This window comes from Gardnerella sp. DNF01195 (assembly GCF_049244175.1).
Taxonomy (GTDB): Bacteria; Actinomycetota; Actinomycetes; order Actinomycetales; family Bifidobacteriaceae; genus Bifidobacterium; species Bifidobacterium leopoldii.
Genome location: NZ_CP058383.1, coordinates 891,674 through 917,857, shown reverse-complemented (window position 1 = coordinate 917,857; position 26,184 = coordinate 891,674). Strand labels below are relative to the sequence as shown.

17 protein-coding genes and 1 tRNA gene are annotated in these 26,184 nt (G+C 41.1%); 14 read left to right on the top strand and 4 right to left on the bottom strand.

What is annotated here, in order from left to right:
• Window positions 1-32 precede the first annotated feature (32 nt).
• Window positions 33-926, top strand: a complete 894-nt coding sequence (locus HXT43_RS03405; RefSeq protein WP_101885990.1) for a ComF family protein — start codon at window positions 33-35, stop codon at window positions 924-926.
• Here HXT43_RS03405 and HXT43_RS03400 read toward each other — a convergent pair.
• From HXT43_RS03400 to glgB, 3 genes are all read right to left on the bottom strand, one after another.
• Window positions 923-2,098 (bottom strand): sensor histidine kinase, encoded by a 1,176-nt coding sequence (locus HXT43_RS03400; protein WP_004107079.1) that lies wholly within the window; start codon window positions 2,096-2,098, stop codon window positions 923-925. The two genes, HXT43_RS03405 and HXT43_RS03400, sit on opposite strands and share 4 nt — an antisense overlap.
• 61 nt (window positions 2,099-2,159) lie before the next feature.
• Window positions 2,160-2,912, bottom strand: a complete 753-nt coding sequence (locus HXT43_RS03395; protein ID WP_410294536.1) for a response regulator transcription factor — start codon at window positions 2,910-2,912, stop codon at window positions 2,160-2,162.
• A gap of 16 nt (window positions 2,913-2,928) precedes the next feature.
• Complete coding sequence (gene glgB / locus HXT43_RS03390; protein ID WP_162861583.1) at window positions 2,929-5,202, bottom strand: 1,4-alpha-glucan branching protein GlgB; 2,274 nt, start codon at window positions 5,200-5,202, stop codon at window positions 2,929-2,931.
• Window positions 5,203-5,336: 134 nt separating this feature from the next.
• Between glgB and HXT43_RS03385 the strand changes: the two genes are divergently transcribed.
• A complete protein-coding gene (locus tag HXT43_RS03385) occupies window positions 5,337-5,933 on the top strand; it encodes a CarD family transcriptional regulator (RefSeq protein WP_180946758.1) in 597 nt (198 codons plus the stop codon).
• A gap of 214 nt (window positions 5,934-6,147) precedes the next feature.
• Here the strand turns inward: HXT43_RS03385 and HXT43_RS03380 are convergent, their stop codons facing one another.
• Window positions 6,148-7,200, bottom strand: a complete 1,053-nt coding sequence (locus HXT43_RS03380; RefSeq protein WP_116442672.1) for a metal ABC transporter solute-binding protein, Zn/Mn family — start codon at window positions 7,198-7,200, stop codon at window positions 6,148-6,150.
• Between the two features lie 122 nt (window positions 7,201-7,322).
• Here HXT43_RS03380 and HXT43_RS03375 point away from each other — a divergent pair, with 122 nt between their 5' ends.
• The 12 genes from HXT43_RS03375 to HXT43_RS03320 all read left to right on the top strand — a co-directional run bounded on the left by HXT43_RS03375 (window position 7,323) and on the right by HXT43_RS03320 (window position 26,139).
• The gene (locus HXT43_RS03375; protein WP_415707264.1) at window positions 7,323-8,207 is read left to right on the top strand and encodes a bifunctional methylenetetrahydrofolate dehydrogenase/methenyltetrahydrofolate cyclohydrolase; all 885 of its coding nucleotides are present in this window, start codon (window positions 7,323-7,325) and stop codon (window positions 8,205-8,207) included.
• Between the two features lie 146 nt (window positions 8,208-8,353).
• Window positions 8,354-9,856, top strand: coding sequence for a 30S ribosomal protein S1 (gene rpsA, locus HXT43_RS03370; protein ID WP_004107061.1), 1,503 nt, complete (start codon window positions 8,354-8,356; stop codon window positions 9,854-9,856).
• Window positions 9,857-10,068: 212 nt separating this feature from the next.
• Window positions 10,069-10,395 carry a TM2 domain-containing protein gene (locus HXT43_RS03365; protein WP_004119289.1) on the top strand — a complete coding sequence of 109 codons (327 nt, stop codon included), beginning with the start codon at window positions 10,069-10,071 and terminating at the stop codon, window positions 10,393-10,395.
• Between the two features lie 67 nt (window positions 10,396-10,462).
• The gene (gene coaE / locus HXT43_RS03360; RefSeq protein WP_004107057.1) at window positions 10,463-11,173 is read left to right on the top strand and encodes a dephospho-CoA kinase; all 711 of its coding nucleotides are present in this window, start codon (window positions 10,463-10,465) and stop codon (window positions 11,171-11,173) included.
• 22 nt (window positions 11,174-11,195) lie between these two features.
• On the top strand, window positions 11,196-13,310 hold the full coding sequence (gene uvrB / locus HXT43_RS03355; protein WP_174191544.1) for an excinuclease ABC subunit UvrB: 2,115 nt from the start codon (window positions 11,196-11,198) through the stop codon (window positions 13,308-13,310).
• A 300-nt stretch (window positions 13,311-13,610) separates the two neighbouring features.
• Window positions 13,611-13,883, top strand: a complete 273-nt coding sequence (locus HXT43_RS03350) for a type II toxin-antitoxin system RelB/DinJ family antitoxin (protein ID WP_004107052.1) — start codon at window positions 13,611-13,613, stop codon at window positions 13,881-13,883.
• Complete coding sequence (locus tag HXT43_RS03345) at window positions 13,880-14,161, top strand: type II toxin-antitoxin system mRNA interferase toxin, RelE/StbE family (protein WP_174191545.1); 282 nt, start codon at window positions 13,880-13,882, stop codon at window positions 14,159-14,161. Before HXT43_RS03350 ends, HXT43_RS03345 begins: the two co-directional genes overlap by 4 nt.
• A gap of 399 nt (window positions 14,162-14,560) precedes the next feature.
• Entirely contained in the window at window positions 14,561-16,000 is a 1,440-nt protein-coding gene (gene pyk, locus HXT43_RS03340; protein WP_004107046.1) for a pyruvate kinase, read from the top strand.
• A 232-nt stretch (window positions 16,001-16,232) separates the two neighbouring features.
• Window positions 16,233-16,306, top strand: a tRNA-Leu gene (locus HXT43_RS03335).
• Between the two features lie 224 nt (window positions 16,307-16,530).
• Window positions 16,531-18,090, top strand: coding sequence for an alpha-amylase (locus HXT43_RS03330; protein ID WP_415707284.1), 1,560 nt, complete (start codon window positions 16,531-16,533; stop codon window positions 18,088-18,090).
• A 247-nt stretch (window positions 18,091-18,337) separates the two neighbouring features.
• Window positions 18,338-24,277, top strand: a complete 5,940-nt coding sequence (gene pulA / locus HXT43_RS03325; RefSeq protein ID WP_415707265.1) for a type I pullulanase — start codon at window positions 18,338-18,340, stop codon at window positions 24,275-24,277.
• A 179-nt stretch (window positions 24,278-24,456) separates the two neighbouring features.
• Window positions 24,457-26,139, top strand: coding sequence for a VWA domain-containing protein (locus tag HXT43_RS03320; RefSeq protein ID WP_004119297.1), 1,683 nt, complete (start codon window positions 24,457-24,459; stop codon window positions 26,137-26,139).
• Window positions 26,140-26,184: the final 45 nt, after the last annotated feature.

The following is a 26,184-nucleotide window of genomic DNA, read 5'->3' as shown; positions in this document are numbered from 1 at the left end:
ATAGTTAATAAGCGATCGCATATGCTGTCATTATGGTTGGGAGACGCAAGGTTATAAACCACCAAAACAAAAAGAAGTATAGAAGCGTGACATCTCATGGGGGATTAGCATGTCACGCATCTGTACCTTGTGGTGTATGTGAAAACAAGGATGTTGATTCTGTAAATTGGCGTTTTGCTACTTGGAAGAATGTAGCGATTGCTTTATTTAATTTATTTTTGCCTCGCGCATGTGCAGGCTGTGATACTCCAGACTATATATTGTGTGACAACTGCAAGAAAGCGTTGCAATGCTGGAAACGTGCACCATTTACAAGAACAGTATGTGGATATCGCTACGCGTGTGGTTCGTATTCTACGGTTGTTCGCCGCTCAATATTATTGTGGAAGGATCATTTCGATATTGCATGTGACAAAATATTTGGTGAACTTATTGGCGATTTAGTAGTAGAAGTTATATCTAAATTTTTGCGCTCGCATTCTTGTTATATAAGTGAAAATCCTATATTTGTTATACCAGTTCCGTCATCTAAGTATTCATCAAGACATCGTGGGCGTAAACATATGTTGCCTGTTGCAAATTGTGTTGCTAAACGATTGTGTAATAGTGGCATTAGGGCATACGTTTTAGATATTGTAAGTATGAATGCTAGAATTACTGCGAAATCAGTGCAAACTTCCGGTTTTCGTGGAAGGTCTAACAGAATTTCTAAAGCGTTTAGCATCGATTTCAAAGAATTGAGAAAGCAAAAGTCTGAAAATCAACGCGAGTACAAAGCTATTGTATTGGATGATATTGTAACTACTGGCTCAACTATGAATAGCTGCGTTTCAACTCTACAGAGTAGTGGAATTACTGTTTTGGCATGCTTTTCTTTAGCGTGTGTATGCAATAAGGATGATCGTACAGCAGATTACGAATGTTAGTTTACTATTGTATTGCTATAGTTTAGCGGAAGCGTAATCTCAAAGTTTGGACCACGCTTATCGTCTACTACTTTTACAGTTCCATGGTGCAATTGTGCAGCCCAACGAGCAATTGACAATCCTAATCCTGTTCCTCCTGATTCTGTGCCAATTCGCTGATTTCCTTTAACAAATCTTCTGAAAATATCGGCGCGATCTTCTTGAGGAATTTGTTCTCCAAAATTCACAACATTACATATTACAGAGTTTTGGTTGTGATTAATATGAGCACTTATAAGGACACGAGTTCCATCATCTGAATGTTTTAGAGCGTTGGAAATAATATTAGTAAAAAGTTGCGAAAGGCGAGCTTGATCTCCTGTTAATTCAATCTCATCATTAATTTGAACTTCAATATTATGATTATGACCTGAATCAGCTATTTCTAGTGGCTCAATAATTTCGTCAATAAAGTCTGTGAAATTAAATGAAGTTATATTAAGGCTTTCCGCACCTGCTTCAACTCTAGATAAATCAAGAAGGAAAGTAATAAGATCAGCGAGTCTATGAGTTTGGTTTAATATAGCTTCCATATTAGATGGAGTAGGATCAACAACTCCGTCTGCAAGATTTTCAAGCATTGCTTGTAAAGCAGAAACAGGAGTGCGTAATTCGTGACTTACGTTTGCTATAAGCTCTCTACGCATCTGATCTGCATGTTCAAGTTCTTCTGCCATTTCATTAAATGCAAGAGTTAATTTACCTACTTCGTCACGACGATTTTCTACAGCAACTCGTACAGAGTAGTCGCCATCAGCCATGGCTTCTGCAGCATTTTTCATTTGACGAAGTGGTGCTGTAAGTCCTCTAGAAAAAATGTATGTAATTCCTAGAGCAACAATAAGCGTTAATGGCATTGCAATCCAGCCATTTAGACCAGTTTTAAGTAAAAACCATGCCATTACAAAAGCAATTGCTGTTGCAAAAACAATAATTGCCGAAAGTTCAATTTTTAGAGATGAAAAAAATCCGACAGGTCTATTTGGATAATTATGCTTTATAGAAGAATTCGTAAATCGAGTTTTTGACTTATTTCTAAGTTGAGGATTTGAGTTTTTATTTAATAAATTACGTTGCTTAGTATTTTTATATTGTTCAGAATTAGCAGTATCTATTTTATTTTTTAATACCATTTACGAATTTTCCGAAGCTAAAGTGTTGTAACTATTTACTATTTATGAAAGTTATAACTATTTATGAAACTTGTGATTGCAGAACTTTGTCGTAATCACTAATAGGTGGCTCGAATGCGTATCCTATTCCGTGTACAGTACGAATCCATTCCGATCCAATTTTATGCCTTAAAGACTTAATGTGCGAGTCCACTGTGCGAGTTCCAGAGGCATCTGGCCAATCCCACACCTCTTCAAGTAACTCTTCACGCTTAAATACGGTATGAGGATGACGAGCTAGAGTAGCGAGCAAGTCAAACTCAGTTGGTGTAAAATGTACCTCTTTGTCGTTTAAAGTTACAAGTCTTTGACGGGGTCTAATAATAAGTGACCCAAAATTAATTGTGCGTTCATGTTCCATTGTCTTTGCTATTTGCGATGCGCGTTCTACGCGTCTCAGCAATGCTGCGCAACGAGCAATTAACTCACGTGGCGAAAATGGTTTAGTCATGTAATCATCTGCGCCTGCGCTTAAGCCAACAATTTTATCGGCTTCTGCGTCGCGTGCTGTTAACATGAGGATAGGGACAGGCATTTTGGAGATAATTCGTCGAGTTGCTTCAATCCCATCCATAATAGGAAGCATAATATCCATAATTATGAGATCAGGTTTTAGTTGTTCGGCAGCTCTAACAGCAGACGCCCCATCTGCAGCGACTCTTGCTCTCCAGCCTTGTGCAGTAATGCGTTGTGCAATTGCTGTAGCAAGATCTGGCTCATCCTCAACAACGAGAATTGTACGAGCATTTACGCTAGCTGATGGAGCGTTTAGCATATTTTAAAAAGACCTTTCAGTGTTGTACTGGCTTCAAGAATACCGCACCTAACGCTGGAACAGTGATTCTTGCAGAGTATGGTCGAGAATGATACTCTTCAGCAGCAGCAGTGAATGTGCCGTTGTGAATATTAGATCCGCAATACTTTGCATCATCAGTTGTGAGTATCTCTTCCCACTGTCCACCTTTTGGTAGCGCAACCTGATAGTCTTGCCATGCTTGACCTGAGAAGTTTACTACTACAACGATTTCTTCTCCGTTGTCGCCAATACGCATGTAGCTTAAAGTATTGTGATCGGAATCGTCGCTCGTAAGCCACTGGAAACCATCAGGAGTAAAGTCTTGACTCCAGAATGCGCGAGAGCTCTTATACAGAGTATTCAAATCTGCAACAAGCTTTTGCACACCTTGATGGAACGGCCATTGTAGCTCATTCCAGTTAAGTGAAGTATTGAAGTTCCATTCGCTGGATTGTCCAATTTCTCCACCCATGAACAGAAGATTCTTTCCTGGATGAGACCACTGGTATGCAAGCAATGCGCGTAATCCTGCGAATTGTTGCCATTCGTCGCCTGGCATCTTTCCAAGTAACGAACCCTTACCGTACACAACTTCATCGTGGCTTAATGGCAACACATAATGCTCAGAGTATGCATAAACCATTGAGAATGTAATTTCGTTATGATGCCAACGACGGTTAATTGGTTCTTCTTTAAGGTATTGCAAAGTGTCGTGCATCCAGCCCATATTCCACTTCAAACCGAATCCTAAGCCGCCCATATCGGTTGGTGCAGTTACGCCTTGGTAAGCAGTGGATTCCTCAGCAATCATCATGATGCCAGGATTATTCTTGTATGCAGTTGCGTTTGCTTCCTTAATGAAGTCAATTGCTTCAAGATTTTCGCGTCCGCCGTAGATGTTTGGTCTCCACTGTCCTGCTTCACGGCTGTAATCCAAATAAAGCATTGAAGAAACTGCGTCAACGCGCAACGCGTCAACATGGTATTCGTCAAGCCAGAAGCAAGCATTAGCAACCAAGAAGTTACGAACTTCATGACGACCAAAGTTGAAGATGTAAGTACCCCAGTCAGGATGCTCGCCTCGCATAGGATCAGGATCTTCATACAAGGCTGTGCCATCAAAACGACCGAGTGCAAAGTCATCCTTAGGGAAGTGAGCTGGAACCCAATCCATAATGACGCCAATACCTGCTTTATGGAGTTTATCTATCAAGTACTTAAAGTCATCAGGGGAGCCAAGGCGAGAATCGACTGCATAATAACCTGTTACCTGATATCCCCAAGACCCAGAGAATGGATATTGCGTCAGCGGCATGAACTCGACGTGAGTAAAGCCTTCTCTTTGCACATAATCAACTAAATGATCAGCAAGTTCGCGATAATTACCCAGATCGCGATTCCAGCTGTTAGCTTGCACTTCGTAAATGCTTATTGGACCGTTGTGAGCGTCTGTTTTTGCGCGCTTATTCATCCAATCGGTATCGTGCCACTTAAACTCAGAATCAACAACAACAGATCCTGTGTTTGGTGGAACTTCATGAGAGCGCTCCATCGGATCGGCTTTCATAATCCAATTACCAGATTGCGTAAGAATTTCGTATTTATATACTTCGCCCGCTGTAACTCCTGGAATAAAAAGTTCCCAAATGCCAGAAGAGCCGAGCGAGCGCATAGCGTGGCGACGACCATTCCAGTAATTAAAGTTACCAACTACGCGTACTGCACGAGCATTTGGTGCCCACACTGAGAAAGCAGTACCAGTAACTTTCTTTACCATCTTTCCAGTTTCAGGAGATATAAGCCCCCATGAATCTGCTATTGTTTTGACATGTGCGCCTAATGCTTCCCAAAGACGTTCATGACGACCTTCTCCAAATAAGTACATGTCAAGTTCGCCAACTTGAGGCAGATAACGATAAGGATCGTCATCTGTGGATTCAGAACCGTCTATTTCCACAGTGTAAACGCGATAACTAGGAACAGACCAAGACTTTGTTTTTGTGTGCTTTACTGCAGGAATAACAGCTGTAAAGATGCCGTTATATTCGTGTTTAGCTTCGTATTCACCGTTCTTAGTAAGAATAACAACTTTCTTTGCCATAGGGCGCAATACGCGGACGGTTACAGTGTCGGCACCTTTGCCAGTTCCAAGGTGACCTCCGAGAACCTCATGTGGATTGTAATATTCTGCATTGCTCACCGCAGCTAATACGTCCTGTCGGACTGGGACTGCGACTGCATCTTCATTGATGTTAGTAACTGTACTCATGCTGACTATCATACATGCTTTATTGCTGTAAGTCGCGTGTGTTTCGCGCTATTGTGAAAAAAATATGAAAATTTTTTCAAGTCGTGACCTTATGGGAAACTGTTATGAGTTTTTCTGTGCATACGGAGGGTTCTGTGGAATATCAAGTCGGCGATATGGTCGTCTATCCTCGTCATGGTGCGGCTCGTGTTGAAGAAATTAGTGAGCGCACCGTAAAAGGTGTAACTCGTCAATATTTACGATTGGTAGTGTTATCATCTGATGGTTTAGAAATTAACGTACCTGTCGATAATGTTAAAAAAGTTGGCGTGCGAGACATTGTTGGAGCGCAAGAAGTTGCAAAAGTTTTTGAGATTTTGCGTACTCCAATAGTTGAAAAAGAAATGAATTGGTCTAGACGCTACAAGCTTAATGTAGAGAAGATTGCTACTGGCGATGTTAACAATATTGCTGAAGTAGTTCGTGATTTATCTCAGCGAGATGTTGATGAGCATGGTTTGTCTGCAGGAGAAAAGCGAATGCTTGCTCGCGCTCGCAGTATTTTAATTTCCGAAATTGCTTTGTCTGAAAAGATTGATGAGATTGAGGCGGAGCGACTTTTAGATGTGAATCTTGGATACAAGGAGCCTCAAAAAGGCGATGAAAATCACCATACTGTAGCTCCAGAAGAGCCTGCATCGCGAACTTTAGCGCTGTTAGAAGAGCGTAATAAGAAATCTAAGAAAAAGTGATTTGCGTTATGCAAAATAAATAGATATTAATTGTTCATATTATTTTAAGCCCTTCTAAACGTTGGTATATTGGCGAGTTAGAAGGGCTTTTGCTTATATATTTGCTTACGTATTTATTGTATGTTTTGCTTTTGTTCTTGCTTAAAACAGATAATAAAAAATCCTTGCATTTACAAAATGCAAGGATTTTTTATTTTAACAGATTCACCTAAATTTACTTACCTGGATCTTGTTGACCTTGGTTAGAATTTTTAGGATCGGTATTCTTTGCTATGTGTGGCTTCTCAGTGATTGGCTTTTTTTGAGGCTCTTTGTCATCAATGTCTTTACGCATATCCTTTGTTGCTTTTACAGCATTATGTAGGTCGTCACAAATCTTCATAATCCATTTATCAAGCTGATCTGCGTATTTTGGCATAAGTTCGCTTACTCGCACTGTGGACGTATAGCTGCGTCCTGCGATTCCGTTTAGCAAATTTAGAACATCGTTTCCTTGTTGGCTATCGCTAATCAACACATCGATTTTGCGACCTTCAATAAGCTTCTGAAACTCCTCAACGCTTGAATGTTCTGGTTCATTATTGTTATTTAGTGCGTCAGCATATTCTTTAGGTGAGCTATCTTTCAAATTGGCATCAGACATTAGCCAGAAAAGAATAGGAGATGTAGAAGCATACTTTGCATTACCATTTTCTTTAGAGAAATCACTTAAGTAGGTGGTTAATTTCTTTTCCTTTTCCTGCCATTGTGCTAGTCGCTTAGAAAAAGCTTGTTTTTTTGATGGCAAAACTTTGGAGAAGGTGTCAGCCATGGCAGATGCCATTGCGTCCCTAGCATCGTGAGAAAACCAAAGATATGGATTGTCTCCGTTAAGTGCTCCTACAGTACCTGCTGCACTAAGCACTTCAGCTTTAGCTGGGTGTACTTTGTTTGCCCAATCATCGTAGCCTGCACCATTTGTAACTAATACTTGTGCATTCTGCATATTTTTTAAATCTTTTGAGCTAGGTTTAAACGACGATATGTCTGTATCTGAGCCAGTCATAACTGATTCAACTTTGACGTCAGAGCCACCGATCTCTTGAGCTAAGCTACCCCAGGTGTCAACAGTGGATACAACAGAAATATTTGTTGCAGCTTTTGGTTTTTCTTTTGGTTTTTCCTCAGTTTTTCCACAAGCTGCAAATCCAAGTATTACTGCAGAAGCAATAAGGCATGTTATGGCAGTTTTTCCAAACTTCTTTACTGCACAAAGAACGGTACGCATCACTGTGACTCCTCCCGTGATAATGGTGCGTCGGCGCACGCAAAATTGTTAGTCGACCCATATCTTCTATACTTCACGATAGCCTATCCTTACGAATTGTGCGAGTTGGGAGGAAATTTTTTATGGCTATTGTGTTGGATGGTAAAGCTTTAGCTAGTAAAATTAAAAAAGATTTGGCAGCGCGCGTTGCTATTTTACATAAAAAAGGCATTAATCCAGGTTTGGGCACGTTACTTGTAGGTAGTGATCCTGGTTCGTTGAAATATGTTGCTGGTAAGCATCGTGATTGCGAAGAAGTGGGGATTAATTCTATTCGTTGCGATCTGCCAGAAGATGCTAGTGAAGATGAGATTCTTGCTGCTTTACAGAAATTAAATAATGACCCTCTTTGTACTGGATTTATTGCGCAACTGCCATTGCCAAAAGGAATTGATGTTCAAAAAGTTATTTCTTCTATTAATCCTGCAAAAGATTGTGATGGAATGCATCCGTATAATTTGGGTGAACTTGTTACGCATATTTCCGGTGATATTACAACACCTTTGCCGTGCACGCCGCGTGGAATTTTAGCTTTGCTTGATGAATACGGTATTGAACTTTCTGGTAAGGAAGTTTGTGTGCTTGGTCGTGGCATTACGGTTGGACGTACTATTGGCCTTCTTTTAACCCGCAGGGGAGTAGATGCAACTGTTACGTTGTGTCATACGCATACTCGGAATGTGCAGGAGATTATGCGTCGTTCTGATGTAATAATTGCCGCAATGGGTTGTGCTGGTTTTGTTAAGCCAGAAGATATTAAACCTGGTGCTGTTCTTGTTGATGTAGGCGTATCTCGTGTTTTTGATGAAGAAGCTGGTAGATACCGCGTAAAAGGTGATGTTGATTCAGCTTGTCGCGAAATTGCTGGAGCGTATTCTCCGAATCCTGGTGGAGTAGGTCCGATGACTCGAGCTATGTTGCTGGCGAATGTTGTAGATATGGCTGAGCGAGCACTTAATTGCAAATAAAATGCGACACGCCCGAAGTAAAACGTAAATTTTGGCTATGCCTGTATATAAAATCGACAAAGCGCGTGCATGGCATACATGCGTAACGTAAATACATAATTAAATATCGAGTAATATCCACCCCAAGAAGAAACCACTAATAACTAATGGCAGAGAATAATAACGAAGTCGCCAAGGTTGCGATTAATGATATTGGCACCGAAGAAGACTTCATCAAGGCAGTCGATTCAACCATCAAGAATTTTGATGATGGTGATTTAGTTGAAGGTACCGTCGTAAAGATTGATCACGACGAAGTATTGCTGGACATCGGCTACAAGACTGAAGGTGTAATTCCTTCCCGTGAACTTTCCATCAAAAAAGACGTTGATCCAGATGATGTTGTCGAGGTTGGCGACACCATTGAAGCCCTTGTTGTCACTAAGGAAGACAAGGAAGGACGTCTTATTCTCTCCAAGAAGCGTGCACAGTATGAGCGTGCTTGGGGTGACATCGAGAAGATTAAGGATGCAGACGGCATCGTTGAAGGTACCGTTATTGAGGCTGTTAAGGGCGGCTTGATCGTAGATATCGGTTTGCGTGGCTTCTTACCAGCATCCTTGGTTGAAATGCGTCGCGTTCGCGATCTTTCTCCATACATTGGTCAGAAGATTAAGGCTAAGATTCTTGAGCTCGATAAGAACCGCAACAATGTTGTGCTTTCTCGTCGTCAGTTCCTCGAGGAAACTCAGTCTGAAGTTCGTGAGACCTTCCTCTCGCAGCTTAAGAAAGGTCAGATTCGTGAAGGCGTTGTGTCTTCTATCGTAAACTTCGGTGCATTCGTTGATCTCGGCGGTGTTGACGGTCTCATTCACGTTTCTGAGCTTTCTTGGAAGCATATCGATCACCCATCTGAGGTTGTTAAGGTTGGCGATAAGGTTACCGTTGAGGTTCTCGACGTTGATCTCGATCGCGAACGTATTTCCCTTTCCCTTAAGGCAACTCAGGAAGATCCATGGCAGCGCTTCGCTCGCACTCATGTTCCTGGACAGGTTGTTAAGGGTAAGGTCACCAAGATCGTTCAGTTCGGTGTGTTCATCTCCGTTGAAGATGGCATTGAGGGCTTGGTTCACATTTCTGAGCTTGCAAACCGTCACGTAGAGAATCCAGAAACTGTTGTTAAGGCAAATGAAGACGTATTCGTCAAGGTTATTGATGTTGATCTTGATCGCCGTCGTATTTCCCTCTCCTTGAAGCAGGCTAATGAGGCTGTTGATCCAAATTCTGAAGATTTCGATCCAGCTCTTTACGGTATGCCAGCTGAGTACGATGCTGAAGGCAACTACAAGTACCCAGAAGGCTTCGATCCAAACACTAACGAGTGGATGGCTGGTTACGAGCAGCAGCGCGAAGAGTGGGAAGCTCAGTATGCTGCAGCTCACGAGCTTTGGGAAGAGCACAAGGCTTTCGCTGCTAAGGAACTTGCAGCTGCAGCAGAATCTGCTGCTGCTGACGGTCAGCAAGAAGAAGCTGAAAAGAAGCCAGCTAAGGAAGAAAAGAAGGAAGAAGTTGCTTCCAACTATTCTTCTGAAACAACTAGTGAAGGTGCTTTAGCTGATTCTGATCAGCTCGCAGCTTTGCGCGAACAGCTTTTAAGCGAAAAGAAGTAGTTTTCTACTAAAAGCGTATGAACGAAATGCCCTGGTGAGTAATCATCAGGGCATTTTGTTCATTGCGATTATCGCAATGTGCTCTAAATACTCTGATTTTATAATTTATATTCTGTAATTAAATGTGAGTACAACAAATTTTCTTTTAAGAAGCACGATTATATGATTTTGTTAAAGCATTAATTAAGTTATTAAAAGGATTGGTGAAAATTATGAGTACATTTGATAACAATCAGAAGAATGCTCAGTTCCCTTCATACGATGGGAATAATTCAGCGAATAATGCTACTTTAGTAAGTTCTCGACATAAGCTTGCTGCCGGTCTTTTAGCGATTTTTGTAGGTGGTTTAGGGATTCACAATTTCTACCTTGGTTTTAAAGGCAAGGCTATTGCCCAATTGTTGATTTCTGTTCTTTCTATTGGTTTGCTTGCAGGTATTTCGATTATATGGTCATGTGTTGAAGGAATTTGCATTCTTTGCTCAAAGCCTGGGACTAAATGGCATAAAGATGCTGATGGTGCAGAATTACAAGATTAACCATTTGTTTTCTTTTAATAACAATGCCCTGGTAATTATTTACTGGGGCATTACTTATAATTTATATATGACAATATTGCGGATTGCGGTAACAGGCGGAATTGCAGCCGGAAAATCTACTGTAGTAAACCATTTGCGTTTGCTTGGTGCGTTTGTTATTGATTACGATGTTTTAGCGCGTAAAGTAGTGGAACCGGGAAGCGCAGTATTGCAACAAATAGTAGGTATTTTTGGGGAAAATGCTGTTAAGAATGATGGTTCTTTAAATCGTGCGTTTATTGCGGAGCGTATTTTTGGTGACGACGATGAACGTAAGCAAGCGTTAAGTAAGATTGAGTCTATAATTCATCCTGCTATTTATGATTGCGCAAAGCTTTTAGAAAGCGAGTATATTAGTAAAATTTCTAAGGAAAATTGCAATGCTAAAGAAAATTGCAACGTGTTGGACAGTATAAATTCAGTTATTGTGCATGACATTCCACTTCTTGCGCAAGTAATCGACAGCATTCCATTTAGTTTTGATCATATTATTACTGTTGAAGCGCCTCAAGAAATTCGCGTTAAGCGAATGATAAGCGAGCGGAACATGACTGAGAGTCAGGCTTTAGCGCGCATAAATAGTCAACTTCCAAGTAAAGTTCGAAAAGATATGGCGGATTTTGTAGTTGATTCCACTAAACCAATGGAATCTATGCTTAACAGTGTTGACGATACGTTGAAATCATGGTTGCGCGAAATAAACAATAAAAGTGCTGAAATTGCGAAATTGGGGAAGTAAAGAACTGGGGAAGTAAAAGATTATGTCGAATAAAATTCAGCGCACAAACAAGCCTTTTGTAGTAAAAGCGCCGTATGCGCCTTCGGGTGACCAGCCGCAAGCAATCGAAGAGTTAGCGAATCGCATTGAAAACGGAGAAAACGACGTTGTTTTAATGGGTGCTACTGGAACTGGTAAAACTGCTACAACCGCTTGGCTTATTGAGCGTTTGCAACGACCGACACTTATTATTGAGCCGAATAAAACTTTGGCAGCTCAGCTTTGCGCGGAATTTCGCGAGCTTATGCCAGATAATGCCGTGAGCTATTTTGTGTCTTATTACGATTACTATCAGCCGGAAGCGTATATTCCGCAAACAGACACGTATATTGAAAAAGATTCGAATATTAACGACGATGTTGAGCGGCTTCGTCATGCTGCTACAGCGAATTTGCTTACTAGACGCGATTGCGTTGTTGTGGCTACTGTTTCTTGCATTTATGGACTCGGTACTCCAGAGGAGTATGCCGAGCGAATGCTTATGCTAAGCGTTGGCGAGCAACTTGAGAGAGATGATTTATTGCGTCAATTTGTGAGTATGCAATACAAACGCAATGACATTGCCTTTACGCGCGGAACTTTTAGAGTGCGCGGAGATACGGTTGAGATTATTCCAGTTTACGAAGAATTAGCTGTGCGAATTGAGTTCTTCGGTGATGAAATCGACAGAATTACCATGTTGCATCCTCTTACAGGAGAAGTAATTCGCCAGGAGAGTAGCGTTCATATTTTCCCAGCATCTCACTACATTGCAGGACCAGAGCGCATGGAGCGCGCGTTAGAGGCGATTGAAAAAGAGCGCGACGAGAGAGTAGCTCAGCTTAAAAAGCAGAACAAATTGCTGGAAGCTCAGCGTTTGGAAATGCGAACTACGTACGATTTGGAGATGCTTCGCCAAGTTGGTGTATGCCCAGGAGTGGAGAATTATTCTAGGCATTTTGACGGACGCGATGCAGGCACGCCTCCGCATACTCTGCTTGACTTTTTCCCGGATGACTTTTTGCTAGTTTTAGACGAGTCGCATGTAACAGTGCCGCAAATTGGAGCTATGTATGAAGGCGATGCTTCGCGCAAAAGAACGCTTGTAGAGCATGGATTTAGGCTTCCTTCTGCAATGGATAATCGCCCGTTAAAGTGGAAAGAATTTTTGGAGCATGTTGGTCAAACTGTGTATCTTTCTGCAACGCCTGGAGATTACGAGCTTGGGCTTTCAGATGGTGTAGTTGAGCAAATTATTCGCCCTACCGGCTTGCTTGACCCTAAGATTGAGGTTCGCCCTGTAGAAGGTCAGGTTGACGATTTGCTTGCGGAAATCAAGGAGCGAGTAGCAAAAGATGAGCGCGTGCTTGTTACTACGCTTACAAAGAAAATGGCGGAAGACTTAACTGATTACTTTTTGGAGCTTGGTATTAAAGTTGAGTACTTGCATTCTGATGTTGATACTTTGCGCAGAGTGGAGCTTTTGCGTGAGCTTCGCGAAGGCAAAATTGATGTGATTGTTGGCATTAATTTGCTTCGTGAGGGTTTGGATTTGCCGGAAGTTTCGCTTGTAGCGATTTTGGATGCAGATAAGGAAGGTTTCTTAAGATCTTACCGTTCGCTTATTCAGACGATTGGTCGTGCTGCTCGTAACGTTTCTGGAACTGTTCTTATGTATGCGGATACTGTTACGGATGCTATGAGCAAGGCGATTAGCGAGACAGAGCGCCGCCGTGAAAAGCAAATTGCGTATAACAAAGCTCATGGAATTGATCCTAAGCCTTTGCGAAAGAAGATTAGCGATGTTAACGACATGCTCGCTAAAGAGGATGTTGATACGCAAACTTTGCTAGCAGGCGGTTACAGAAATGCTAATAAGGCTGGGAACTCGCATTATGGAGTGCCAAAAGAGCCAAATCTTGGGCGGCAAAGCAAAGAAAAGCGTATGGCGAATATTTCTGAGCTGCCGCAAGACGATATTATGTCGCTGATTAAAAATTTGAGCGATCAAATGCATGTTGCTGCTGAGCAGTTGCAATTCGAGCTTGCAGCGCGATTGCGCGACGAAATACGCGATCTAAAGAAAGAGTTGCGGCAAATAGATGCGGCTGATAAGTGATGCTAATAAATGAGCATTGCAAATTGATGAGCGTTGCAAATCAAAAATGTTCGTGCAATTGATTACTTTTATCTACTGAAAATATTTGACGCGTATGTCAAAATATTTATTGATTTTTCTAACATGATGTAATTTTGGGCTTAAAACTACTTAATTAGTAAGAGAGTTTAATTTATTCAATCATGTGAATTAAAGATTATTGGATTACTTTAGTCAGTTTAAGTTATATACAATGCAATGACAATATGTTGAATGTAAACGAATGTTTGCGTATAGTAAAAGAAGATGGAGGTGTCGTATATGACTACTACGAATTTAAATATTAGAACAGATAAGGGAATTAAAGAACAAGCTGATAAGATTTTTTCAGAACTCGGGCTCAATATGACAACAGCGATTAACATGTTTTTGCGAACAACTATTCGTGAGAACGGGATTCCATTTTCTCTTAAATTAGAGGTTCCAAATGATACAACGATTGCTGCTATTGAGGAAGGTAGACGGATTGCGTCTGATCCTAGTGTAAAGGGTTATCGGAATATGGGAGATCTTAAGGTGGCTCTTGATTTATGAAATATGAAGTAAAATTCACGAATCAATTCAAAAAAGACCTTAAATTAGCTAAGAAGCAAAATAAAAATACGGATAATCTTTTAAAAGTAATTGATGTTTTAGCTAACGGTGGTGTACTAGAAGCTAAATATTGTGATCACGGTCTGACTGGAAAATATAGCGGAACAAGAGAATGTCATATTGAACCCGATTGGCTTTTAGTTTATGAAATTAAAAATGAAATTCTTGTTTTGATGTTATACAGGCTTGGTACGCATTCAGAATTATTTAAGGAATAAAATAACACATTTTAAATCTACAGCTTTTGTTGATAAAAGGTTTAGTGTGTGGCTGCTTTAGGCTGAGCTTGTGCAGAATAAGCAGGTTGCAAAGTAGTCTGGCTGGTGTAAATCGTAAGCATGCTAGGCATTTGCGCTAGCTAGTGTTAGCTATATAGTGCGCTAATCGAGGCTAATCGCAAGCTAAACGCGATTAATAAGAGAGCGTATCTAGTCGTGTTTAATCGTAGTAAATAGGTATTCCTTGAGTATTTTTTGTGAGCGTTCACAAAACGCCGAATAAATACAATAAGCGGTCACAATACGTTGATACACTGGAAAGCGGAATTGGGCGTTTTATGGTTTTATCATTAAATCGCCCATAAAAAAATAAACAGAAATAGAAAATAGGTAGGCATTATGCGTAAAGCCAAAATCGTTGATACTATTGGTCCAGCTACCGAATCCTTGGAAGGTATTACCAAGCTTGTTGAAGCCGGTATGGATGTTGCTCGTTTGAACCGTTCTCACGGCACTCCTGAAGATCATTTGCGCGTTTACAACAACGTTCGTGCAGCTTCCAAGTCCACTGGCCGCAATGTTGCTGCTCTTGTTGATTTGCAAGGTCCAAAGATTCGCTGTGGATGGTTCAAGAAGAACGCTGAAGGCGAAGATAAGGTTTATTTGGAAGAAGGTCAGGAGTTCATCATCACTACTGATGATGTTGAAGGTGACGAGCACCGCACTTCTACAACCTTTAAGGGCTTGCCAGGAGATTGCCACGCAGGCGACCCAATTCTTATCGATGATGGTAAGGTTCGCCTTGAGGTAACTAAGGTAGAAGGCAACGACGTTCACACTAAGGTTATTGTTGCTGGTCCAGTTTCCAGCCACAAGGGCATTAACCTCCCAGGCGTTGCAGTTTCCCTCCCAGCTTTGACTGAAAAGGATGAGGCTGATCTTCGTTGGGCTATTCGCACTGGTGCTGACATTATTGCTATGTCCTTCGTGCGTTTCGCTACCGATATTGATCGCGCTCACGAAATCATGGACGAAGAAGGTCGTCGCATTCCAATCGTCGCCAAGATTGAAAAGCCACAGGCTGTTGAAAACTTGGAAGAGATTGTTAAGACCTTCGATGGCATTATGGTTGCACGTGGTGATATGGCTGTGGAAATGCCTCTCGAAGAGGTTCCACTTGTCACCAAGCGCTGCATTGAGCTTTCTCGTCGCTATGCAAAGCCAGTTATCGTTGCTACTGAAGTTCTTGGCACAATGGTTAACTCTCCAGTTCCAACCCGTGCAGAAGCTTCTGACTGTGCTAACGCTGTTCTCGACGGTGCTGACGCAACAATGACTTCTAACGAAACTGCTGTTGGCAAGTATCCAGATGTTACCGTTAAGACTATGTCTCGTATTTCTCAGTATGCTACTGAGCACGGCTATGATCGCATTCCTGCTGTTGAGCTTGACATGTCTAGCACCGGTGCAGTTTCTTCTGCAGCTGTTGATTTGGCAGATAAGCTTAATGCTAAGGCTATTGTTGCCTACACTCAGACTGGTCGCACAGTTCATCGCATTTCTCGTGAACGCCCAACCGCTCCAATCTACGGCTTGACTAACAATGAGCACACTTATCGTTGGTTGGCTTTGAGCTGGGGTACTGAAGGCTTCTTGATTGATGAAGATTACCATGACATGAATCGTCACGATTTGATGATCTTCACTGACAAGGTTCTTCGCGAAGCCGGTAAGGTTTCCGATGGTGATCAGATTGTTATCTTGAGCACTGCTCAGGGTGAACGCCAGGCTGGTCGCACTGACTCCATCTACGTTCACACCGTCGGTGCTTGCGACTAATTGCTTGATTCTGCGTTCTTGTACTAATACGCTAGTTCTTCTAGTTTAAGTGCATTTGCGCAGTAGTATAGTTTGCATAATGCGCGCTAGCTGTTTTGCAGTTTGCGCGCATTATGTTATGTATGATCAATATTGTTGATTTGCGACACGCGCAAAACGCTTTAACTATTTGCATGTGGCTTAAAGTGTGCTATAGTCAACAAGTCGCAAAAAAATGCGGAAAATTAAAAATGCCCCTGTATCCCAATTGGTAGAGGAAACAGCCTCAAAATCTGTGCAGTGTGAGTTCGAGTCTCACCGGGGGCACGTGCACGACGTCGCTTAGCTTGCTAGGCGACGTTTTTATTTTATATTTTAATGTCTCGTACATAAACAATAAGCGTATAATAATAAAAGTATTCTCGCACAATGAAAGTGCTGTACGTGATGTGAAAGGAACAACGATGATCCACAGTGCACGATTGCAAGTAAGTGAGCGTAAAAGAAGTAATTATGCTTGCGAATTAATCAATAATTACAAGCGCAATGTAATGTGCTCTTTTACTGCAATTGCTGCAATTGCTGCTGTAGCAACAGTATTAATGTGTATTTTTGCTATTGTTCCAAACTCTTCGGCATTTGCTTCAACTAAATCAACAGACGGTCTTCCGTCAAAAGGTGTGATTGTTACTGCTTTTCAGCAAAATTGGAAAAGTATTGCAAAAGAGTGTAAGCGAACTTATGGTCCTGAGGGTGTGAGTTATGTACAGGTTTCGCCGCCGCAGGATCATATTAAAGGTAAAGCGTGGTGGACTTCTTATCAGCCAGTTAGTTACAATCTAAATTCAAAGCTTGGCACTGAAGACGAGTTTAAAAATATGATTACTACTTGCAGGGCAGCTGGTGTTGGAATTGTTGTTGATGCTGTAATTAATCACACAACCGGTGATAGTAATAAAGATACTGTAGGTGTTGGCGGTAGTAAGTATGATGCGGCAAATCAAAGCTATCCGGATGCTGGTTACACAAAAGATGATTTTCACCAAATAGATAAAGATATTTACACATATAAAGATGCGCAAGTCGTTTGGAATTATCGTTTAGTTGGTTTGCTTGATTTGGATACTTCTAAGCCTCATGTACAAAAAATTCTTGGTAACTATTTTGCAAAATTGCTGAAAATGGGTGTTGCGGGCTTTAGAGTTGATGCCACAAAACATATGTGTCCTGAAGATGTGAAAGGCATAAAAGAAGCTGCTGCTAAAGCTGCTGGAATGAAGCCTGAAAATATTTGGTGGATGCAAGAAACAATTGGTTTTCCTGAACAAGATCCTAAAATTCAGCCAGATCAATATGTTGGTACAGGTGAAGTAGATGAGTTTGAATACTCGTATCGCTTGCGTAATTATTTCTATGGCTCAATTGAGAATTTGTCTCATATTACAGATCAGCTTATTCCTAATAAGAAAGCAGCTATTTTTGTGACTAACTGGGATACTGAGCGTGACAATTCGACTCGAGTTCTCACTTATAAGGATGGGGCAAAGTACGAGTTAGCTAATGCTTTTATGCTTGCTTATCCGTATGGAACACCAAATATTTATTCTGGATATAAGTTCACTCAGCGCGATGACGGTGCTCCTGGTGCAACTGATACGAACATTCCAGATGTAAAGTGCGGAAAGAATTCTCAGTGGCAGTGCACTCAGCGTTGGACTTCTATTCGTGGAATGATTGGATTCTACAATGCTGTTAAGGGCACGAAAGTAACTCAATGGCAGGATGACAACGATAATAACATTGCTTTTAGTCGCGGAAACAAGGGATTCTTGGCGATTAACAATACTGATAAGCCTAAAAATGTGAGTTATAAAACTGATTTGCCTGACGGTGAGTATTGTAACGTATATGCTTCACGTAAATGCTCTAGCACAGTTACTGTAAATGGTGGGAAAGTAGAGATAACTATTCCAGCTAATTCTGCTATTGCTTTGCATGTTAAGGCTGTAGGGCATTTTGGAAGTACTTCCACGTTTAGTACTGTGGCGATGATTGTAATTGTTTTCGCTGTGCTATTGATTGAGTCAGCTCTGATTCTGTGCAAAAAATAAGGCAGGTTCTAATAAGTAAATTGCGAAGTAAAGGACGATCTGGAAGTAAATTTGTATTGACATTATTACAGTTTTTGTATAGTTATTGCAATATTGTCAATATGTAGATGTTATAATTTTCTCCGCTGATAATGCACGTTTATAACGATGGCTGGCAACATAGTAGTGCTAGCCATCGTTTGTGCATTGAGGCTATTAATGCGCCCAAGGAAGAAGCGTGTTGATACCAATGGAGGAAAGGATACTGATGAGTCATCGTCGACACTTTGCATCGAAGATGGTTGCTGTTGCTACGTCTGTTGCAATGCTTGTAACTGGTTTTGCTGTTACGGGTAGTGCAAACGCTGTTAGCGATAGTTCAAATAAAGAAAATCTAACTCTTAACCGTAAGGGCGTTATTGTTACTGCATTCCAGCAGAATTGGAAGAGTATTGCTCAAGAGTGCACTAAAACTTACGGTCATGAGGGCGTGAAGTATGTGCAAGTGTCTCCTCCGAATGATCATGTAAAAGGTAAGCAGTGGTGGACTTCTTATCAGCCTGTGAGCTATAAGCTTGATTCTAAGCTTGGCACTGAAGCTGAGTTTAAGCAGATGATTCAAACTTGCAAAGCGGCAAATGTTGGAATCATTGCTGATGCTGTGATTAATCACATGACTGGTGCTGATAATAGAGATAAAGTTGGCGTTGGTGGAAGTGCATACGATGCTGCTACGCAAACTTTCAAAACAGCTGGATATACTAAGGATGATTTCCATCAGAGTACTGAAAATATTAAAAATTACAAGAATGCTGAAGAAGTTTGGACTCACAGGCTTGTAGGTTTGCTTGATTTGGATACTTCAAAGCCGCATGTTCAGCAAGTTTTAGGCAAGTATTTTGCAGATTTGCTTAAGATGGGTGTTGTTGGTTTCCGTGTGGATGCCGTTAAGCATATTTCGCCAGCGGATATGAAAGCCATTAAAGCTGAAGCTGCAAAGCAGGCAAATACTACTCCTGACAAGATTTGGTGGATGCAGGAGACGATTGGCGATCCTTCTGAAGCTCCAGAAATCCAGCCAGCTAAGCATTTAAACGAAGGCGAAGTCAACGAATTCCAGTATTCCTACCGTTTAAAGAACGATTTTTATGGATCAATTTCGAATCTAAAGAGTATTACTAATGGGCTTGTTCCAAGTGATAAAGCTTCGATTTTCGTTACTAATTGGGATACTCCTCGCGAAAATTATGTGCGCACTCTCACTTATAAGGATGGTCCTCGCTACGAGCTTGCAAACGCGTTTATGCTTGGCTATCCGTATGGAAACCCAAACATTTACTCGGGGTATAGGTTTGATGCAAAGAATAAGGATGATGGCGCGCCTGGTGCGACTGAAACCTCTGTTAAGGATGTAGATTGTTCTCCAAAAACTGGATGGCAGTGCACTCAGCGTTGGACTTCGATTCGTGGAATGATTGACTTCTTTAATGCTGTAAATGGTGCTCAAGTCACTAATTGGCAGGAGAGTGACAATAATAACATTGCATTTAGCCGCGAGAAGAAGGGCTTCTTAGCAATCAACAATACGCCAAATGCAAAGAGAGTTTTGTATAAGACTGATTTGCCTAATGGTGAATATTGCAACGTTTATGCTACAGGTGACTGCTCTAAGACTGTTAAAGTTACAGATGGCAATGTTGCTGCGACTATTGCTCCTTATTCTGCAATTGCTTTGCATGTAAAGGCAACTAAGGATAACGTTAAAAAGATTGCAGCGCGCAATGAATCTGATCCAAAATACAATGTTGACGATGTTAAAGACCAGTCAACAACTATCTATTTCAATGCTAAAGGTAAAGCAGGTAATCCAAGTTCTGTAAATATTCATTATCAAATCGGCAATGATTCTTGGACTGCAGTTCCTGGTAAACCAATGCATAAGTCATGCAAAGATTGGTTTGTAAGAACAATTCCTAATAATGGTCAGAAAATTACTGCTGTATTTAACGACGGTGGAAGTAATTGGTATCACGTAAATGGCAAGAATGATGGCGATTTCACTATTCCTGCTGGCGCAAAGACTTATGTAGTAGATGCAGATTTGAAAGGTTCTGAATCTGCTGAAATTCCTTGCAAAGTAGAATCTTCAAAATCTTCTGCATTAAAAACGAAGATTGCTATTCACTACAAAGGTAGTAATAACAATATGGGCGTCTATATCTGGGGTCTTAAAGATGCAGATGGTAAAGAGATAAAAGGTACCTGGCATGCATTTAATGGTCAAGACGCTTTTGGTAAGACTTACACAATTGAAGCTGATGGCACTTACGAGAGTGGAAAAGTCGGATTTATTATTACTACTGATCCAGGAACTGATAATAAAAATTGGCATAAGGACGGAACAAAAAACCGTTTTATTTATAATATCGAAGATGGAGTAGGTCAAGCTTGGGTTATAAGCGGGAATGAAGATACTTTTGCTGAACCACCAGTTGAAGTTGCGGGCAAACTTAATAAGATTCAAACGTTAAACGTTACTGTTCACTACCGTAGAACAAACAAGGATTACGCTGGTTGGAATCTCTGGACTTGGTATGGTAAGCAAGAAGGCGTAAAGCAAGATTTCACGGCTCATGATGATTTCGGCAAGATTGCAGAATATACGTTTACGGATAGTAATGGCGTAAAAGATCCGAAGTTTATTGTGCGATATTCTATGCAAGGCAACGATTGGGTTGCTAAAGATCCTGGTGAAGGCGATCGTGCAATTCCTGCAAAGGCAATCACTTTAAGCCAAGATGGTAAAACTGGTAATGCTGAAATCTGGCTTATGCAGGGCGATAGTAGAGTTTACTTAAGTCCAAACGTAATCAACACGAAGGCTAATGCTATTAATGCTGATATTACGTCTTTGAAGGAATTTACTGTAAATGCGAGCGGTGACCCTTCAGAGATTAAGAAGAATGACGTAACTATAACTGATGTTACAGATTCAAAGAAAGAGAATCATACGGCAGTAGATATTTCGCAAGTTGCTGTTGTAGATAATAAGATCGTAATCACCGCAAAGAACGAATTAGATCTTAAGAAAATGTATGAAATCAGCATTAAGGGTGTTGGTGGAATGCCTAAAACAGTGTCTGTGTCAACTGTTAAAGGCTCTAAGATTGTTCGCACTGATGAGTTCGATAAGAAATACGCTTATGCTGGCGACGACTTGGGTGCTGTTGTAAATGGTAATTCTACGACTTTCAAGCTTTGGGCACCAACTGCTACGAAAGTTGAGCTGGTAACTTATCAGTCTGATGCTGAGAATGCTCCAGAAGCTAAAAAGCAAGAGATGAAGCTTGAAAGCAATAATAGTGTGTGGAGTATTACTACAAGCGATGCAAAAGCTGGCACTGCTTACACGTACAAGGTTCATTTTGCAGACGGTGCTGTTAATAATTCTCCAGACCCTTATGCAAAAGCTGCTGTGCGAAATGGAATGAGATCTGTTGTATTCGGTGGCAGTATGGCAACACCTGTAACTCGCATGGCATCGTTTGGTAAGCGCCCAACTGATGCGACTATTGCAGAAATGAATATTCGCGACTTTTCGATTCATGAAAGTTCTGGCGTAGATGTTGCAAAGCGCGGCAAATATCTCGGTGTAATTGAATCTGACACTAAGAATGGAAGCAAGCCAACTGGTTTGGATTATTTGAAGTCCCTCGGCATCACTCACGTGCAAATCATGCCAATGTATGATTTTGGTTCTGTGAATGAAGCAGGAGATTTGAGTTACGGCAAGTCAGGTGCTCAAAACTGGGGCTACGATCCAATCAATTACAACGTTCCAGAAGGTTCGTATGCGTCTGATTCAGCAAACCCTGCTACGCGTATTGCGGAACTAAAGCAAATGGTTGACGGTTTGCATAAGGCTGGCTTGCGCGTGATTATGGATGTTGTTTATAACCACGTTTATAACGCTCAAAAGAACGCTTTTGGCCAAACTGTGCCAGGTTACTACTTCCGTTACAACGATGACGGCAGCTTTACTAATGGATCTGGTTGCGGAAATGATACTGCTTCTGAGCGCAAAATGATGCGAAAGTATATTGTTGACTCTGTAAAGTATTGGGCTAAAGAGTACGGTATTGACGGCTTCCGATTTGATTTGATGGGATTGATTGATCTTGAAACCATGAAGGAAGTGCGTAAGGCTGTTTATGACATTGATAAAAACTCTATTATTCTTGGCGAAGGCTGGGATATGAGCCAATTGCCTTATGGAAACCGCACTATTCAGCCTAATGCGTATAAGCTTGCAGACAATAATGGCGTTGCATTCTTTAACGATTCCTTCCGTGATGCTGTAAAAGGCAAAGGAGATGATGATGTTGCTGGATTCGTGTCTGGAAATAGAGGCAGTGACAATCTGGTAATGCAAAATCTTTACGGTTGCCAGCCTGGAAACTCAAGTTGCACTGATAGACATTATGCGAATGCAGGTCAGACTGTGCAATATGTTGAAGCTCACGACAATCTTAATCTTTACGATAAGTTGAAGAAATCTTTGCCTCATGAGTCAGAAGAGAATCTTAAGAAGCGAGTAATGCTTGCTAATTCGCTTGTAATGTTTGCTCATGGCATGCCATTCTTTGAGCTTGGTCAAGAGTTCTTACGAAGCAAGAACGGCAATAAGAATAGCTACAATGCTGGTGATAGTGACAATTCTGTTAAGTGGGATTTGGTTAATAAGAATTCTGATGCTGTTGAATACTTCAAGGCATTGATAAAGTTAAGAAACGAAATTCCAGCTTTACGCGATTCTACATATTCTGATGTTAATAAGAATATGCATTGGATTAAGAGCAGCGATGGTATTAATGCGTTTAGTGTTGATGCCAAAGATAAAACGTATGTGTTTATTTTCAACGCTAATAGTAGTGAATCTACTGTAAATATTGGCAAAGGAAAGTATCGCGTGCGCATTGCTGATGGAAAAGCTAATGGTGATGATGCATCAAAGTTCCCTGAAGTATCTGTAGACGATAGTGGAAATTACAAGGTTTCTGCTCTTTCTACTGCAGTGCTTGTGAAGGATGCTGAAAAGAAGAATAATAAGAATTCTATTGATCTTGAAAAGGTCGCTGAATATAAATTGCATCCTGCTGACGTAAGCGAACTAGTTAATGGTACTGTGAATCCTGCGCCTGAGCCATCGCCGGCACCTGGTCCTGTAAATCCTCAGCCTGGTCCTCAACCTCAGCCTCAGCCTGGTCCTGGTCCTGTGACGCCAACGCCTCAGCCACCTGCTCCTGCTCCTGTAGTTCCAACACCAGCTCCTGGACCTCAGCCGCAGCCTGGTCCGCAACCAGCGCCAGTTCCAGCTCCAACTCCTGGTCCTGTGAATCCTGCTCCGGCTCCTCAGCCTGGTCCACAGCCTTCGCCATCACCTGCTCCGGCTCCGGTGCCAACGCCTCAGCCTGCACCAACACCGTCTCCGGCACCGGCTCCTCAGCCTCAGCCATCTGAGCATGAAACTCCAGCTAAGCCGGATCAGACTAAGCCGGATCAGTCTAAGACTGAAACTCCAGCTGAGCAATCTGAACAGTCCGCACCTGCTAAGTCTGAACAGTCCGCGCGTGCTAAGTCTGAACAGTCTGCACCGGCAAAGTCTGAGCATTCTGCGCCAACTAAACCAGCAGAATCCACTCCTGTACCTGTTGCTCCGAAAACTGTTCAGCAGCTTAATCCAGAATTAAAGGGAACTCTTAGCGTTGGTAACAATAACGTTGCAACTGCAGGTGTTGTTAACAGTGTAAGAATTAATCTTGTAAACAGCGAGTTCATCGAGCGTTTGCAGCGCGATGGAGTAGTTTATGCATACGCGTACATTTACTCGTCTCCTCGTTTGCTTAAGGGTGCTGATGGTTCAAAGTTTGTGACTGTTCGCATGGTTAATGGCAAGCCTCAGTTTGATGCTCAATTCCCAGCTGGATACATTGGAAAGCATACGGTTGTTTTGGTTGACGAGAAAGGTAATCAAGTTGCTTGGACAGATATCACAGTAACAAACAATGCAGTTTCGCAACAGCTTCATAGTTTAAGTGCGACAGGCAGTAATATATTCGTAGTTACTGCTGTATGCTCAATACTTATTGCTGCTGCGAGCGTATTGCTACTTCGTATTAAGAGTCACAAGCGCTATAGGAATTCGTGAGGTTTTATTAGTAAATAAATGAACTAATAAGTTCGCTCATTATAAAAGCCGAGGATAATTGCATTTGTTGCGATATCCTCGGCTTTGTGTTTGAAGCAGGGTATAGAATTAATAGATAGTTTGGTTTTTTATAACTGTATGTGAATGTTTTACTAATAAGGAAGAGAAAGAAGAAAATCATGTACTGCGTTAATTGCGGAGCTATTTTAAAAGATAATACGAGGTTCTGCACGCAGTGTGGTGCAGAAATTACTTCTTCAGCAAATAATACTCAGTCTCAGCAAGCAGAGCAGCCTCATCCTGAAGCGCAAACGCAAGTATTTTATACCAGCAACATTCCTAATCAGTATTATCGCCCTGAAGCAAATACACAATACCCGTATCAACAACAATACGGGTATGCGCAAGTTGCTGCTGAAAATGATGCGAAGCGAAGGAATATTATTATAGCTATTATTGTTATGATTGCTGTTATTCTTTCAAGTATTTTCGGGTATTGCATTTGGGATTATATGAGACCAAAACAAATTCCTTACGAAACTTTGCGAAAAGAAATTATGAAATCCAATAAATACGCGGATTATAAGTTGAAAATTGTTGACTCTGACGTATCTAAATATCCTCATGTAAAACTGTACTTTTCGCTTACTGATAGTAGTGGAAAAGCTTTGGAAATTGATTCTCCTACTGCTGCAATTCGTGAGAAGATTGGTGGTGGCAGAGAAGCTGAAAGACTTATCCATAAAGTTGAGCGCATTAAAGATAAACAAGGTGTTAATTACGAAATTCTGCTTGATAAATCTGGATCTATGGAAGATTCTATAGATACGATGAAACGTACTATGAGTGATTTTGTGCGCAATCTTAATTATAAGGTTGGCGATACAGGAGAGCTTATATCTTTCGATAGTTACTTAATGTATATGGCAACGTATACTAACGATAAAGATCGATTGCTTACAGGCATTGATAATATGACTCCTTACGGCATGACAGCTTTGTATGACGCACTTTATACCGGAATTACTAATGCTTCTAATCATCCTGGCTTTAATTGCGTAATTGCGTTTACTGATGGTCAAGATAATGAGAGTACTCATACTGCTGATGAGGTTATTTCTTTAGCTAAAGAAAAAGGTATTCCTGTATATTTGATTGGTACTAGTGAAGCTGATTCAAGTACTCTGCAAAATATTGCGAATGAAACGAATGGTTACTTCTGGGATATGAATTCAATTTCAGATATGCAAGAGGTAATGAATAGAATTCGAGTCAATCAAGATAATGTTTATTGTTTAGAATATGATTCTGATTCTTCTTCGAATGCGTATGCTGATCGAGTGGTTTCTGCATTGGTTGCAGATTCCAAGAATCATCAGTCTGGTGGTATTGGTGATGATTTGTCGTTTAAGCCAATTAAGAAGAAGAATTATAAGAAGGGTGCAACTCGCTTCGTGCTACATAAGGGCGATGTGAAGTGGACTGAAGCTAATAGTGCATGCATGCAAGATGGTGGTTACTTAGTAACTCTTACCAGTAAGAGTAAAGAGAAAAAGGTAATCAATATGGCGAAAAAGGAAGGCGTTAAGTATGTGTGGATTGGCGGTTATACTTCGCAACGTGAGAATGGTGACGTATTTGCGCACTGGGTTACTGGTGAAAAAGTAAAGTATGAAAACTGGTTGCCAGGAGAACCAAGTCGAAACGATAAAGATGGAGAGCCTGAGTTCTATCTTATGCTTTGGCGTTTAAATGATGAGTGGTCTTGGAATGATCAGCGCGATGATTTATTTACGACTCCTACATTGCGTAAAACCTTTAGCGGTAAAACTGGCTATGTTTGTGAGATAAATAGGCATTAGTATTACGCTACTACTTTTTGGTTCATTTTTAGCGAATTAGAGGAA

Coding starts and splice junctions, on each gene's coding strand:
- HXT43_RS03320 (WP_004119297.1), top strand. CDS start 24,457: ATGTACTGCGTTAATTGCGGAGCTATTTTAAAAGATAATACGAGGTTC.
- HXT43_RS03375 (WP_415707264.1), top strand. CDS start 7,323: ATGGCTATTGTGTTGGATGGTAAAGCTTTAGCTAGTAAAATTAAAAAA.
- HXT43_RS03350 (WP_004107052.1), top strand. CDS start 13,611: ATGACTACTACGAATTTAAATATTAGAACAGATAAGGGAATTAAAGAA.
- HXT43_RS03400 (WP_004107079.1), bottom strand. CDS start 2,098: ATGGTATTAAAAAATAAAATAGATACTGCTAATTCTGAACAATATAAA.
- HXT43_RS03405 (WP_101885990.1), top strand. CDS start 33: ATGGTTGGGAGACGCAAGGTTATAAACCACCAAAACAAAAAGAAGTAT.
- pulA (WP_415707265.1), top strand. CDS start 18,338: ATGAGTCATCGTCGACACTTTGCATCGAAGATGGTTGCTGTTGCTACG.
- coaE (WP_004107057.1), top strand. CDS start 10,463: ATGACAATATTGCGGATTGCGGTAACAGGCGGAATTGCAGCCGGAAAA.
- HXT43_RS03345 (WP_174191545.1), top strand. CDS start 13,880: ATGAAATATGAAGTAAAATTCACGAATCAATTCAAAAAAGACCTTAAA.
- uvrB (WP_174191544.1), top strand. CDS start 11,196: ATGTCGAATAAAATTCAGCGCACAAACAAGCCTTTTGTAGTAAAAGCG.
- HXT43_RS03395 (WP_410294536.1), bottom strand. CDS start 2,912: ATGCTAAACGCTCCATCAGCTAGCGTAAATGCTCGTACAATTCTCGTT.
- pyk (WP_004107046.1), top strand. CDS start 14,561: ATGCGTAAAGCCAAAATCGTTGATACTATTGGTCCAGCTACCGAATCC.
- HXT43_RS03330 (WP_415707284.1), top strand. CDS start 16,531: ATGTGCTCTTTTACTGCAATTGCTGCAATTGCTGCTGTAGCAACAGTA.
- rpsA (WP_004107061.1), top strand. CDS start 8,354: ATGGCAGAGAATAATAACGAAGTCGCCAAGGTTGCGATTAATGATATT.
- HXT43_RS03365 (WP_004119289.1), top strand. CDS start 10,069: ATGAGTACATTTGATAACAATCAGAAGAATGCTCAGTTCCCTTCATAC.
- HXT43_RS03380 (WP_116442672.1), bottom strand. CDS start 7,200: ATGCGTACCGTTCTTTGTGCAGTAAAGAAGTTTGGAAAAACTGCCATA.
- glgB (WP_162861583.1), bottom strand. CDS start 5,202: ATGAGTACAGTTACTAACATCAATGAAGATGCAGTCGCAGTCCCAGTC.